This window comes from Streptomyces sp. NPDC041068 (assembly GCF_040647455.1).
In the GTDB taxonomy this organism is placed as follows: domain Bacteria; phylum Actinomycetota; class Actinomycetes; order Streptomycetales; family Streptomycetaceae; genus Streptomyces.
This window is the reverse complement of sequence record NZ_JBEZCG010000006.1, coordinates 94,517-107,970: the sequence shown is the minus strand read 5'-3', so window position 1 is coordinate 107,970 and position 13,454 is coordinate 94,517. Positions and strand designations below refer to the sequence as shown.

At 72.6% G+C, this 13,454-nt stretch carries 10 protein-coding genes; 7 read left to right on the top strand and 3 right to left on the bottom strand.

From position 1 onward, the window contains the following. Window positions 1-63: 63 nt before the first annotated feature. Entirely contained in the window at window positions 64-795 is a 732-nt protein-coding gene (locus AB0B50_RS15250) for a hypothetical protein (protein WP_362330673.1), read from the bottom strand. 152 nt (window positions 796-947) lie between these two features. Here AB0B50_RS15250 and AB0B50_RS15245 point away from each other — a divergent pair, with 152 nt between their 5' ends. Continuing rightward, a complete protein-coding gene (locus tag AB0B50_RS15245; RefSeq protein WP_362330670.1) occupies window positions 948-1,814 on the top strand; it encodes a YwqG family protein in 867 nt (288 codons plus the stop codon). A 36-nt stretch (window positions 1,815-1,850) separates the two neighbouring features. Here AB0B50_RS15245 and AB0B50_RS15240 read toward each other — a convergent pair whose 3' ends face one another. Continuing rightward, a complete protein-coding gene (locus tag AB0B50_RS15240) occupies window positions 1,851-3,149 on the bottom strand; it encodes a helix-turn-helix domain-containing protein (protein ID WP_362331592.1) in 1,299 nt (432 codons plus the stop codon). 180 nt (window positions 3,150-3,329) lie between these two features. After that, on the bottom strand, window positions 3,330-3,482 hold the full coding sequence (locus tag AB0B50_RS15235; protein WP_362330667.1) for a hypothetical protein: 153 nt from the start codon (window positions 3,480-3,482) through the stop codon (window positions 3,330-3,332). A 231-nt stretch (window positions 3,483-3,713) separates the two neighbouring features. Between AB0B50_RS15235 and AB0B50_RS15230 the strand changes: the two genes are divergently transcribed. The 6 genes from AB0B50_RS15230 (at window position 3,714) to AB0B50_RS15205 (ending at window position 13,445) form a co-directional block, all read left to right on the top strand. After that, on the top strand, window positions 3,714-4,748 hold the full coding sequence (locus AB0B50_RS15230) for a DUF3068 domain-containing protein (RefSeq protein ID WP_362330664.1): 1,035 nt from the start codon (window positions 3,714-3,716) through the stop codon (window positions 4,746-4,748). A 184-nt stretch (window positions 4,749-4,932) separates the two neighbouring features. Beyond that, on the top strand, window positions 4,933-6,132 hold the full coding sequence (locus AB0B50_RS15225; protein WP_362330661.1) for a glycosyltransferase family 4 protein: 1,200 nt from the start codon (window positions 4,933-4,935) through the stop codon (window positions 6,130-6,132). Then, window positions 6,129-6,848, top strand: coding sequence for a class I SAM-dependent methyltransferase (locus AB0B50_RS15220; protein WP_362330659.1), 720 nt, complete (start codon window positions 6,129-6,131; stop codon window positions 6,846-6,848). Before AB0B50_RS15225 ends, AB0B50_RS15220 begins: the two co-directional genes overlap by 4 nt. Beyond that, a complete protein-coding gene (locus tag AB0B50_RS15215) occupies window positions 6,845-11,278 on the top strand; it encodes an alpha-(1->3)-arabinofuranosyltransferase (RefSeq protein ID WP_362330656.1) in 4,434 nt (1,477 codons plus the stop codon). The genes AB0B50_RS15220 and AB0B50_RS15215 overlap by 4 nt, the downstream gene beginning before the upstream one ends. Further along, a complete protein-coding gene (locus AB0B50_RS15210; RefSeq protein ID WP_362330653.1) occupies window positions 11,275-12,705 on the top strand; it encodes a condensation protein in 1,431 nt (476 codons plus the stop codon). The genes AB0B50_RS15215 and AB0B50_RS15210 overlap by 4 nt, the downstream gene beginning before the upstream one ends. Further along, on the top strand, window positions 12,702-13,445 hold the full coding sequence (locus AB0B50_RS15205; protein ID WP_362330650.1) for a class I SAM-dependent methyltransferase: 744 nt from the start codon (window positions 12,702-12,704) through the stop codon (window positions 13,443-13,445). The genes AB0B50_RS15210 and AB0B50_RS15205 overlap by 4 nt, the downstream gene beginning before the upstream one ends. Window positions 13,446-13,454: the final 9 nt, after the last annotated feature.

Below are 13,454 nucleotides of genomic sequence, written 5' to 3'. Positions count from 1 at the left end.
CAGTTCCCCGCGCCCCTTCGGGACGCGGCCCGACCGTGCGTTACGTGCACCGCCAACCGTCCGTTACGTGCACCACCACAGGAAGCGGTCGCACGTCTCGGTCGGGGACGGCTCGGGAGGCCGGGTCGGCTGTGGCTTCTCCGAGGCGGGTGGGGGTGACGTGGGGCGGGACGGGCCTGGCGAGTCGCCCTGCGGGGCCGACTCGGTGGGGGACGAGGGGCCGGGCCTTTCGTCCGACTCCCCCTCGCCGCCCGCCTCTTCGCTCTCCCGCGCCTTCTTCCCCTCGCGCCCCTTCTCCTTGCCGTCTTTGTCCTTGCCCTTGACCTTGCCCTTGTCCTCGGCCTCGGCCTCGGCCTGCGTCGCGGAGGCCGACGCGGCCGCCTGCTCCGCGGCCGCCGTGCCGTCGGAGGTGCCGCCCTCCGGGTCCTGCGCCTCCTGCGCGGACGGAGTCCGGGCCGCGTCGCCGTCCGGCGCGGCGGCGGCCGTCGGCTCCTCCGACGGGCCCTCCGTGCCCAGTTCGGCGAGGCTCAGGCCGCCCGCCGCGAGCGCGAGGCCCGCGGTGACGAGCAGGATCCTGCGGCGCTTGCGGCGGTGCGCCCTGCGGCCGCGCTCCCTGCGGCGGGAGCGGCCACCGGTGCGCGGGGACTCGTCCTCGTACGCGTCGTCGTACCCGTCGGGCTCCTCCCGCGCGGCGACGGACTGCGCGTACTCCCGGCAGGCTTCGGCCGGGGTACCGCACCCCGGGCAGGCGAGGGCGCCGTTGAGGTGCCTGCGGCACGGGTGGCAGTAGTCCATGAGGCATGGAGGCTAGGTGCACCGCCGGTAACAGCGGAAGCCGCCGCTGTGAAAGTTGTGTGCGGAATCAAAAGCTCCGGCGCGGCGGGCGTTGTCCGTGGCGAAGGGCGTGCACGGCGGGAGTTGTCAGTGGCAGGAGGCATGATCGGGGCATGACGCAGAACCTCTCGGGCGCGCTGCACGCCCTTGCCCACGCCCACCTTCCCTCCGACGCGGCCGAGCAGTGGCTGGGGCTGCTGCGGCCCGGCATCCGGCTCGCCGGGGCCGGCGGAGACGACGCGGTGGTGGGGCAGTTGGGCGGCGAGCCCCGGCTCCCCGCGGACGTGGAATGGCCGGTGTGGGAGGGGTTCGGCCCGCTGTCGTTCGTCGCCTCGGTCGACTGCGCGGCGCTGCCCGCGGACGCGCTGGACATACCGTTCCCCACGAGCGGCACACTGGCCTTCTTCCACTTCGACGGCCAACTGGACGACGGGGACGCCCTGGTGGACGTCGGCGACCCCGAGACATGGGACGGCGCCCGTGTCGTCCACGTGCCCGCGGGGGTTCCCGTCACCGAGCGGGCCACGCCTGCGGGCCTCGACCCCTACCCGCATGTGCCGCTCGCCGCGCGCGTGATCCTGACGGTGGCGGAACCCACGCATCCGCAGATCCAGCGGGTGGTCGCGCCGGAGGGCGAGCTCCTGGAGGAGTACGAACACCCGCTGTGCTCCGCCGAGTTCGCCGACGCCCTGCTCGACTACGACGACGCGGCGGGGCACCAGCTCGGCGGCACCCCGCAGTCCGTGCAGGGCCCGGTCGAACTGGAGGTGGCACGCGCGGCGCTCGGCCCCGGGACGGACTGGCACGATCCCCGCCTCGGGGACGAGATGGACCAGTGGGTGCAGCTGGCCCAGTTCGAGTCGGACGACACGGCGGACATGATGTGGGGCGACACGGGCTGCCTGTACTGGCTGATACGCCCGGCCGACCTGGCCGAACTCCGCTTCGAGCGTGCGCTGTTCACCTGGCAGTGCTACTGACCCGCACCCCCTGGGGGGGGAACGGGCCGGGCCCTGCTACGCCCTGCCCAGCTGCCCCCTCAACCGCCGTGCCCTGAGCACCAGTTCCAGCTCGAAGCGGCGGTCGGGGTCGTCTATCTCGTCGCCCCAGAGATCCCTGATCTGGCGGAGGCGGTAACGGACGGTCTGGGGGTGCACCCCGAGGCGGGCGGCCACCTCGGGGGCGCCGCCGCGCGTCTCCAGCCAGGCCAGGAGGGTCTCGGCGAGGCGGCGCCCGTGGGCGGGGCCGCAGTGGTCCAGGGGCGCGAGGCAGCGGCGGGACAGGTCCTCGATGAGCTCCTCGGGCTGCAGGAGCACCAGGGCCTCGGTGTGCTCGGTGCAGTGCAGCACTTCACCGGAGGGCAGCAGACCGCGCTCCATCAGGCGCACCGCGGCCTCGGCCCAGCGCAGCGACTTGGCGGCGTCGGCGAGGGGCACGGGCGGTCCGATGGCTCCCGACCATCCCGCCATGGCACGGCGCAGGAGCTCGGGGCGTCCGGCCGCGTCGGGGTCGGGCACGACCATGCGGGGCTGTTCGGCCTCCATGTCGAGCAGCACGCCCTGCCCCACGGCCGGGGCGACGGACTCCCTGGCGGGGCGCAACAGGACGCCCACGGCGACGCGTTCGGGCAGCTGCCAGCCGACCCGGGCGGCGCGCTCGCCGAGTCCGTTGCCGAGGGCCCCGGATCCGGAACCGGAGCCGGACGACGATCCCGAGCCGGGCCCTGACGCTGCCGGGCCGCCGCTGCCGGTGTCGGGGCGGCGGTCCGTGAGCAGCAGCTCCATCAACTTCCGCTGCAACCGCAGCCGTTCGCCCGCCTCACGGGCCGCGGCCTCCGCGTATCCGCGTACGGACTGGTCGACGAGCCCGTCCAGGTACTCGAAGCCCGACTCGGCGAGTTCGTACATGGCAGGCGGCGGGATCTCGATCTGCTGGCCGATCTCGGCGAGGCGGCGCCAGGCGAGACGTACCCCGAGGCGGTAGATCGCCTGGAGCGAGTCGAGGCTGCGCCCGTGCAGACCCTCGCCGCGGCCGAACTCCTGGAAGACCTCCAGGTGATAGCGCGGCCGCCCCTCCTGGGACGCCAGTTGCTGGACGAACCCCTCCAGGGCGCGGCGGATCCCGATCAACGCCATCGGCTCGCCCGAGTCGTCGAGCACGACGGGCAGCCCGGGGTACTCGGCGCGGATCTCCCGCAGGATGTCCTGCGCGAGCGCGGGGACCTCCTCCAGGGCGAGGGCGGCGAACTGCCGTACCTGGTGCGGGGGGACGTCGCGCCAGGCGGAGCGGTGGTCGGAGGTCCGGTCGTCGGACATCGCCCGGTCACCAGCCGTCAGGTCGTCGGACATGCGGTCATCAGAAGTCCGGTCGTCGGACAACTGGTCCTCAGACAACCGGCCCTCGGACAACTGGTCCTCGGACAACCGGTCGTCCGACAACCGGTCGTCCGACATCCAGTCGTCAGAGGCCTGCGTACGCGTGGCAGCCACAGTCACTCACTGCCCCCGCGCAGGCGTCTCGTAATGCACCAGCGGTGTATTCGGCTGGTCGGGCGTGGCGTTGAGGAGGGCGACGATGCCGAGCGACGCGCCCACGGCGAGGAGCGCCCCGGCGGCGACGGTGAGTGATGCGGCGAGCAGTCGGTGCATTGCGAGGGTCAGCCTCTCTGTCGGAGGTCGTCCCCACCCCGGTCACGCGGTCCCTGGTCATGGTCGAGCGGCTCTCGCCATGAAGTCGCTGGTCGCACAGTCCACGCCGGCCCCGTCCGGCGAGTGCCCAGTGTCGGCAATGCATTGACACCTCGTCAAGGGTGCGCCTACGGTTCCCGGCCCATACGGCTCGGTAACACTTCTCCCGCCCTCAGCCCAGGAGTGACCCCCATGCGCCGCACGGCTTCTCCGCTCTCGCTGATCCTTCTCGGTCTTGGCGCGTTTCTTCTGGTCCTCGCACCGATGCTGGCCTGGTACGTCGAGCCACGCGCGAAACGCACGCCCGTCGATATCGACATCACCACCGTCTTCAAGGGCAAGGGAAGTTATTTCGACACCGAGAAGATCAAGACGGTCCGCGACCAGAACCTCACCGTCACCCGGCAGGTGCGCGGCGACGTGGCCGACAGCGAGGACAGCGGGCGCGCGGTCTGGGACGTGTCCACGTCCATCGACCCGGACAAGTCGCTGCCCGCGGCCGACCCGCACGACTCGCTCCAGTGGACCCTCGAGCGCTGGGTCACCGACCGGGAGACGAACGCGCCGGTGCACTGCTGCGGCGAGGAGCCGTACTTCGAGGGCGAGGCCTATCTGAAGTTTCCCTTCGACGTGGAGAAGCGGTCCTACCGCTGGTGGGACCCCACGCTGGGCGCCACCGTGCCGCTGACCTACCGGGGCACGAAGAAGATCCAGGGGTACGAGGGACTCCGCTTCACCGGCACCGTGAAGGCGACCAGGACGGGCACGCGTCAGGTGCCGGGACGGCTCGTCGGGCAGCCGAGGAAGAGCCAGGTGATGGCCGACGAGTACTACGCCAACCACGGCGTCGAGCTGGTCGCCGACCAGCGCACCGGCCGGATCATCTACGCCGCGATCGGCCCCCGCAAGACGCTGCGCGCGCCGGGCTCGGACAAGGACGCGACGGTGCTGCTCGACAGCGAGCGGATCGCGTTCACCCCGGCCACGCAGAAGGCCCAGGTCAAGCTCGCAAAGGACGACAACAGCCGTCTGGAACTGGTCGGCGAGACGCTTCCGGTCGGTGCGGCCGCGCTGGGCGGGGTACTCGCGGTGGCGGGAATCGTGCTCGTCGTACGAGGGCGTCGTGACGACGGGGCGAACGGGCGGGGACGGCGCGATGAATCGGCGGAGCCGGGCAGTCCGAATCCTGATACGTCACCGACGGCCCTGCAGCCCACCACGATGTGATGAGACGTCAGCTCCGGAAAGCCCGGAAATTGTCACTTCGGTGAGTAGCCGCGCGGTTCCGGGCGGCGAAAACTGTCCAGCCCCACCCCCGCACAGTCCTCGCACCGCCCCCGCACAGGCCGAGCACAGCACCTCCGCAAGCCAGCCCCCACAGTTCCGCACCCTGAGACGAGTTGGAGCACGCATGCCCCAGCACGTACCGTCCTCGCTGCGCGCGGCCGCCCCACGGCGCGCGGAGCGGCTTCCGGCGCCTCCCCCACAGCCGCGCCGGATCGTCTTCCTCGCCCACCGCGACCTCGGCAATCCGGCCGCGGGCGGCTCCGAACTCCTCGTCGACCGACTCGCCGACGGGCTCAGCAAGCTGGGCCACCAGGTCACTCTGCTGTGCGGAGGACCGGCCGCGTACCGCGACTACCGCGTGGTGTCCGCGGGCGGCGACCTGGGCCACTACCTGCGGGCGCGCTCCGCGTTCGCGCGGCAGGTCGGTGACTGCGACCTGCTCGTCGAGGTCTGCAACGGCATGCCGTACCTGGCGCCGCTGTGGCACCGCGGGCCCACCCTCTGTCTGGTCAACCACGTCCACACCGATCTGTGGGGGATGCGCTTCCAGGGCGCGCTCGCCCCCGCGGCCCGGCTCGGCCGAAGACTTGAGCACTGGGCCCTCTCGGGCGCCCAGCGCGGCAATCTGCTCGTGGCCGTCTCGCCGTCGACGGCCACGGCGCTGCGGGCGATCGGCGTCGAGCGCGAGCGCATCCGGATCGTGCACAACGGCGTCGAGGAGCCGGGCCCGCTGCACCCCCGCTCGGACGAGCCCCTGTTCCTCGCGATGGGCCGGCTCGTCGAGTACAAGCGGATCGATCTGCTGCTGCGGCTGTGGGAGCGCGTCAGACCCGTCACGGGCGGCCGGCTCGTGATCGTGGGCGACGGGCCGGAGCGGCAGCGCCTGGAGCAACTGGCAGGCCCTGGCGTCGAGTTCAGAGGTCATGTCTCCGAGGCCGAGAAGCACCGGCTGCTCTGCGAGGCCTGGATGCTGCTGCATCCGTCGGCCGTGGAGGGCTGGGGGCTCGTCATCACGGAGGCGGCGACGCGTTCGACGCCCTCGATCGGCTTCGACGTCCCCGGCGTCCGTGACTCCATCGAGGACGGCGCGACCGGGCTCCTGGCCCGGGGCGAGAGCTCCTTCGCCGCCGCCTGGTGCACCCTGGCGCTGAGCGCCGAGCGCCGCAGGGCCCTCGGCAAGGCCGCGGGCGAACGGGCCGCGCAGTTCCGCTGGGCCAACACCGTGCGGCAGTTCCAGGCGGTGGCCGCGGAGGCGGTGGCGGCCGAGGCGGTCGCCGCTCACCACGCGCCCCTCGGGGACCCGATGTCCCAGGGGTCTGTGTGAAGGACCCGTCGCTGCGCCGTTCCGCCACCCTCTTCCGGGCCTTCCTGCGCGAGCAGCGGGAGCCCGAGCGCTGCTACACCCTCCTCGCCCGGGACGCCGCCGACCAGGTCGAGGCGTACGTACCGGTGAAGGGCCGCGTCGTCGTCGACATCGGCGGCGGGGGCGGCTACTTCACCGAGGAGTTCCGGCGGCGCGGGGCGCAGAGCTTCCTCTTCGAGCCGGACCCGGCCGAGCTGGGGGCGGGGCCCCCGCAGGGCTCGGTCGTGGCCGACGGCTATCTGCTGCCCCTGGCGGACGGCGTCGCCGACGTCACGTTCTCCTCGAACGTCCTGGAGCACGTGGACGATCCCCAGACGTTCCTGAGCGAGATGGTCCGGGTCACCAGGCCCGGCGGGCTGATGTATGTCTCGTTCACCAACTGGCTCTCCCCCTGGGGCGGTCACGAGTGGGCGCCCTGGCACTACCTGGGCGCCGAGCGCGGCCGCGCCCGCTATGAACGACGTACCGGAAGGGCCGCGAAGCACACGCTCGGCGAGAACCTCTTCGCGCACCACGTCGGGACGACCCTGCGCCAGGTGCGGGCCCGCGACGACGTGACCGTCGTGTCGGCCCGCTCGCGCTACTGGCCGTTTTGGGCCGGGGCGATCACCAAGGTGCCGGGTGTGCGCGAGTTCGCGACCTGGAATCTCCTCCTCATCCTCAGGCGGTGTCCATGACCACGGTCCAGGCCCCACCCCCGGCGGCCGTACGGCCCACGACCGAAGCCCCTGAACCCTCGCGGGGGCCGCGTTCGCGGCGCTGGCTGCTGGGGTTCTGGGCCGTGGTGTTCGTGCTGTTCTGCGCGGTGAAACCGGGGCGGATGACGTTCGACACCAAGCTCGGTGTCGCCGTCGATCCCTGGCAGTTCCTCTCCGACCTGGGCCAGTTGTGGCACGACAGGGGCGGTTTCGGCGGAATCCAGGACCAGTACGTCGGCTATGCGTTCCCGATGCTGCCGTTCTACGGCCTGGCCAAGCTGGTGCAGCTGCCGGTGTGGCTGGCCGAGCGGCTGTGGTTCTCGCTGATCGTGGCGGCGGCCTTCTGGGGCGCCCTGCGCCTGGCCGAGCGCCTGGGCATCGGCAGCCGTCCCAGCCGGCTGCTCGGCGCGGTGGTGTACGCGCTGTGGCCGACGTTCACCGTGGTCGTCGGGTCGACGTCGGCGGCGGCGCTGCCCGGCGCGGTCCTGCCGTGGGTGCTGCTGCCGCTTCTGAACGAGCGGATCAGCGCGCGCCTGGCCGCCTGCCGTTCGGCGCTGATCATTCCGTTCATGGGCGGGGTGAACGCGGCGTCGACGCTGGCCTCACTGCTTCCGGTGGCCCTGTATCTGCTGTCGCGCCCGAACGGCCCGCGCAAGCGGAAGCTGCTCATGTGGTGGGTGCCGGGCGTGATCCTGGCGACCGCGTGGTGGGTCGTACCGCTGCTGATGCTCGGCTTCTACGGCGAGAACTTCCTTCCGTACGTGGAGAATTCGGCCACCACCACCGGCACGATGTCGGCCACCGAGACCTTGCGCGGCGCCGGGAACTGGGTGGCGTACCTGAACTTCGGTGAGGCGTGGCTGCCCGCGGGCTGGACGGTGGCGACGGCCGTCGTGACGATCGTGTGTTCCGCGCTGGCCGCGGGGCTCGGTCTCGCGGGTCTGGCGCGCCGGGACCTGCCGGAGCGGCGCTGGCTGGTGCTCACCGTGCTGTCGGTCGTACTGATCACGCTCGCCGGGTACGGCGGCGCGTTCGGGGCACCCTTCCACGAGACGGTGCAGTCCTGGCTGAACGGCTGGCTCGTGCCGTTCCGCAACATCTACAAGTTCCAGGCGGGGCTCGCCCTCGCGCTGGTATTCGGTCTGATGCACCTGGTGGGCGTGGCGGCGCAGGCGCGCGGCGCGCGGCCGGTGCGCGGCCGCAGGTACGCGCCGCTGATCGCGGCGGTCCTGGTGCTCCCCGGTCTGCTCTGGCCGTATCTCAACGGCTCGATCCTGCAGCCGGGTTCGTTCCAGAAGCTGCCGACGTACTGGCAGACGACGGCCGACTGGCTGGAGAAGTACTCCCCCGACTCGCGCGCCCTGGTCGTCCCCGCGACCGCGCACGGCATCTACACCTGGGGCTCGCCCATCGACCAGCCCCTCGACGTGCTCGCCGACTCGCGGTGGGCGCAGCGCGATTACGTGCCGTTCGGCACGCCGGGCAACCGCCGCGCGATGGACGCGGTGGAGCAGGCACTGATGACCGGCGGTGAAGTGCCGGGCCTGCGGGACTACTTGACGCGTGCGGGGCTCTACTACGTCGTCGTACGCAATGACCTCGACCCGGATCAGGTGGGCCACGTCCCCTCCGCGACCGTGAAGCGCACCCTGGAGGAGTCCGGCTTCCGCCGCGTGACGGGCTTCGGTCCGACGACGACCGACGGGAAGATCCCGAACGACACGCCCATCCAGGTCGAGGGCCTCTACCCGCGCCAGCGCGCGGTGGAGATCTACGCCCCCGGCGAAGGCGCCGAGCGTCCCGGCCAGGCGGGTCTGAAGCCGGTGTCGAACACGGCGGTCGTCAGCGGCGGCCCCGAGTCGCTGCTCCCGCTCTCCGCCGACCCGGCGATGCGGGACCGGCCGACCGTCCTGACGGGCGACAACCACCCGGGCGTCGGGACGCCGGGCCTGGAGGCGGTCGGTGACGGCCTGCGCCGCGCGGACACCCGCTTCGGCCTGGTCAACTCCAATACGTCGTACACGTACGGGCGCGACGAGCGCAACGCCGAGGACGCGCTCCAGGAGCCCGGCAAGAAGCCGCACCAGATCCTGCCGACCAAGGGCGTCGAGCACCAGACGACGGCGGAGCTGCGCGGCGCCAAGAAGGTGTCCGCGTCCTCCTACGGCAACTGGCTCTTCCATCTGCCGCAGTACGACCCGGTGAACGCCTTCGACGGCAACCCGGCGACGGCCTGGGCCGAGGGCAACGCCGGTTCCGCGGACGGCGAGTGGATCAAGGCGGAGTTCAACTCGAAGGTGACGGTGCCCGCCTCCTTCCGTGTCACGCCGCTGCCGCAGGACGGCGTGCGTTCCGCGCCCACGAAGGTGCGCGTGGAGACGGAGCGGGGCGGGGTCACCAGCGATCTGCAGCCGAACGGCATGACGCAGCGGATCAAGGCCCGTGCGGGCGCGTCGAGTTGGATCAAGATCACGATTCTGGACACCCAGACGGCCAAGCCCGGCCTGACGGGTGCGGGCTTCTCGGAGATCAGCATCCCGGACGTACGGATCACCAAGCTCCTCCAGCTGCCGACGGACGCCGAGAAGACCACGGACGCCGAGGCGACCACCTACTCCCTGCACCGCTCCTCCGACCCGAGCGCCCTCTCGCCGGTGAACGCCGAGTCCGGGCTGCACCGCCGCTTCACGACGACGGCCGACGGCGAGTACCAGGTCAAGGCGAGCGCGGTGGCCGTGCCGGGCGCCGAACTGGACGAGCTGCTCTACGAGGTGGCGCCCGAGCAGAGGCAGCAGATCGTGGCGACGGCGGACTCCACGGCCAAGCTGGGCATCGGTCTGTCGCCGCGCAATCTCACGGACGGCGATCTGACGACGGCCTGGATCGCGGGCACCGACAACCGTCCGGTGATCCACCTCAAGTGGCCGGACAAGCAGCCGGTCGGCGAGATCGTGCTGCCGGCGGCGGGCGGCCTTTCCACCCGCCCGGTGAAGATCGAGATCAGCTCGCCGGACGGCGCCGCGACCGCGGGCGTCGACGAGAACGGCAACGCGCGCTTCGCCCCGATCACCACCGACGAGATGGACATCACCATCACGGAGACCGCTCCGCTGACCGTCCACAACCCGGTGGCGGACGACGACCTCCAACTCCCCGTGGGCCTGACCGAGGTCTACGTACCGGCCCTCGACAAGTACCGCACGCCGCGGCCCGACCCCTCGGACCGCTTCTCGCTCCCCTGCGGCCAGGGCCCGACGATGTCGATCGACGGCGAGCTGTACGAGACGAGCGCCAAGGGCAGGGTCCAGGACCTCACCGACCGGCGCCCGATCGAGATCACACTCTGCCAACAGGGCTCGAAGGACACCGCGGTGCGGCTCGACGCGGGCGCGCACAGCGTGGAGACCGGCGACGCGGGCCCGCTCGCCGTCATGGACGCCTCGCTCACCCGCGGCACCCCGGCCGCGCTCGACAGGACCTCGCGCGAGATGGAGATCAAGGACTGGCTGGGCGACCGCCGCGAGGTGACGGTCGGCGCGGGAGCGGCCTCGTACCTGACGACGTACGAGAACGTGAACGACGGCTGGAAGGCGACGCTGAACGGCAAGGAGCTGACCTCGCTGCGGCTCGACGGCTGGCAGCAGGGCTGGCTCGTGCCCAAGGGCGAGGGCGGCACGGTCAAGCTGACCTACGAGCCGTCGCAGATCTACGAGATCGGCCTGATCCTGGCCGGTGTCGGCGTCCTCGCCCTGGTCGGTCTCGTCCTCTTCCGGCGCCGTGAGCCCAACCCGGACGCGGCCGCCCCCGCGCCGCCCGCGCCGGGCCCGGTCCTCGGCACGGTGGCGCTCACGCTGGTGGCGGCGGCCGTCGCGGGCCCGTTCGCTCTCCTGGTTCCCGCCCTCGCCCTGCTGGCCTGGCGCCGCCACGCGCTCCTCGTGCCGATCGCGTTCCTCGCGATGGCGGGAGCGGGCATCGCCGCGGCGACGGGCGCGGGCGGGTCCTTCGAGTCGGACGAGGGGGCGTTCGGTCACACGGCTCAACTCCTCGCCCTGATCGCCCTGTTCGCGGCACTGGTGACGGTGCGGGAGACACCGCCGCGCACCGCGGCTACGTTGGACGACGGCTCGGGCAACCCGCCGCCGCAGCCACCGGCGCAGCCCGCTCCCGACCCCGCGACGCCGTCCCTCGGCCCGGACCGCGACCCGGGCGGCCAGGCGCCCCCGCTGCCGCGCCGCAACCGCGGCGAGAACGGCCCGCCGGGCGCCGCGCCGGAGGCGGGTCACGCGGGCCCGACCGTCTCGGCCCGGGGGCCCGCGGCGGCCCAGCCGGAGCCCGCGCCACCGGGCAGGACCACGGTCCGCTTCCGCCGCAGGCGGACGTTCACGACAGGAGAAGGCACCCAGCGATGACCGCACTGGAACATCCGGCACGGCGCGCGGAAGGACCCGGAAGGCCGCCTGCGCGCGTGCCGTTCCCCGTCGTCGACGAGGTCTCCCGGCACTGCCTCCAGGAGGAGGAGCCGGAGACCGTGCACATCGAGGTGCACCTGCCGGGCACCCCCGACCGGGACCGTCTGAGGGCAGCGTTCACCGAGGCCCTGCGCCGCCACCCCCGCATCCTGATGCGGGAGGCGCGGGGGCCCTGGTACCGGCGCCGCTACGAGTGGGAGCTGACCGAGGACCCGGACGTCGAGGTGGTGACGTTCCCGGCCCCGGAACCGGACGCGCTCAAGCGGGCCCGCGAACGGGCCCTGGCCGAGGCGCCGCCGCTCACGTCCTCGCCGCCGATCCGCCTGGAGGTGGTGGCGGCCGAGACCGCGGCGGCGGATCAGGGCGACGGCAGCGGAAGCGGAAATGGAAGCGGCAAAGGAAGCGGAAGCGGCAGTGTCCTCTTCCTCACCATCAACCACACCGCCCTCGACGGCCCCGCCTGTCTCCGTGTCCTCGCGACCGCGGCCGAGCTGTACGGCGGGAAGGACAACTCCCCCGCCGCGCCCCCGACCCGTACGCCGAGCACACCGAGCACTCCCGGCAAGGGCGCGCAGGAGCCGCCCCCGACCGACGTCCCCTCCGGCTGGTCACCCCCGGCCCGGGTCGCCAAGGGCACCCCTGAACCCTCCCCCGGCAACGGCATGCTGGTCGCGGAGCTGCCCGTGCCGCGCCGCCCCAAGGGCTCCCCGTTCACCGTGAACGACCAACTCATGGTCGCCACCGCGCTGATGATCGCCCACTGGAACCGCGAGCACGGCGCGCGCCCGCGGCCCTTCCGCATCACGATGCCCGTCGACGACCGCCCCCGCGACGCCACCATGCCCATCGGCAACGGCACGCGCCTGGTCGAAGTCCCCTTCGGGGCGGATGAGTTGACGCGCGAGGAATGGACTCCGGAAGCGACCCGTGACCTCCTTCGCCGCACCTCCGACCGCACCCGCGCCCTGAAGTCCCTGGCCAGGCCCCAACTGGGCCACGGAGCAACCTTGTTGACCGCCCCCGTCCTGCCGGTCACCCTCCGCGCGGCCGTCACCCGCGGGCTGCGCAGGGCCGCCGCGCCCTGGACGTCGACGACGCTCCTGAGCAACATCGGCCGTGTCCCGTACGCCCTGGACTTCGGCGAGGCGGGCCGCGCGCACGCGGTGTGGTTCTCCGCGCCCGCCCGGCTCCCGCGCGGTCTGACCGTGACCACGGCGTCGACGGCGGGCCGCCTCCACCTGGCCCTGCGCTGGTCGAAGACGCTGCTCAGCCACGGCGACGGGGCCCACCTGCGCGATCTGTTCGAGCACTACCTGCACGCGACGGAGCACACCGAACCCCACGAAACCCACGAGGGGCCCAAGTGACCACCGCGACGACCACACCCAAGCGACCCACGGGCCTGCGCGACTTCTACGAGGACCCGGCCGTCCCCGTCGCGTCCGGCGACGCCCGCAGCCTGCGCCAGGCCCGCATCCTCGCGGCCGCGCTCGGCCCCGCCACCGCCCGAACCGCGACCGTCCTGGACATCGGCTGCGGCGACGGCACGGCGGCGGCGACCGCGGCCCCGCTCCTCGCGGGCCACCGCGTGATCGGCGTGGACTGGTCGCAGGACGCCCTCAAGCGCGCCCACGCCCGGCTTCCGTACGTCGTACGGGGCGAACTCACCGACGGCGGCCTGCCGTTCGCGGACGGCGCGGCCGACGCCGTGCTGTTCAGCGAGGTCATCGAGCACCTCGTCGACCCGGACAGCGCGCTCGACGAACTCAGAAGGGTCCTCAGGCCAGGGGGGCACCTGATGCTCTCCACGCCCAACCTCGCCGCCTGGTACAACCGCGGCCTGCTCCTGGCCGGCGTGCAGCCCGTCTTCTCCGAGGTGAGCCTGCGCGGCATCCACGGCCGCCCCGGCAAGGAGGTCGTGGGCCATCTGCGGCTCTACACGGCCCGCGCCCTGCGGGAGTTCGTCACGGCCTGCGGCTTCGACGTCGTCCGTCTGTCCGGCGCGCCCTTCCACGGCGTGCCGCGCCCGCTGCGCGCCCTGGACCGGCTGGCCTGCGCCGTGCCGGGCGCGGCCTCGATCCTCCTGCTGCACGCCCGAAGGTCTTGAGCCCCATGT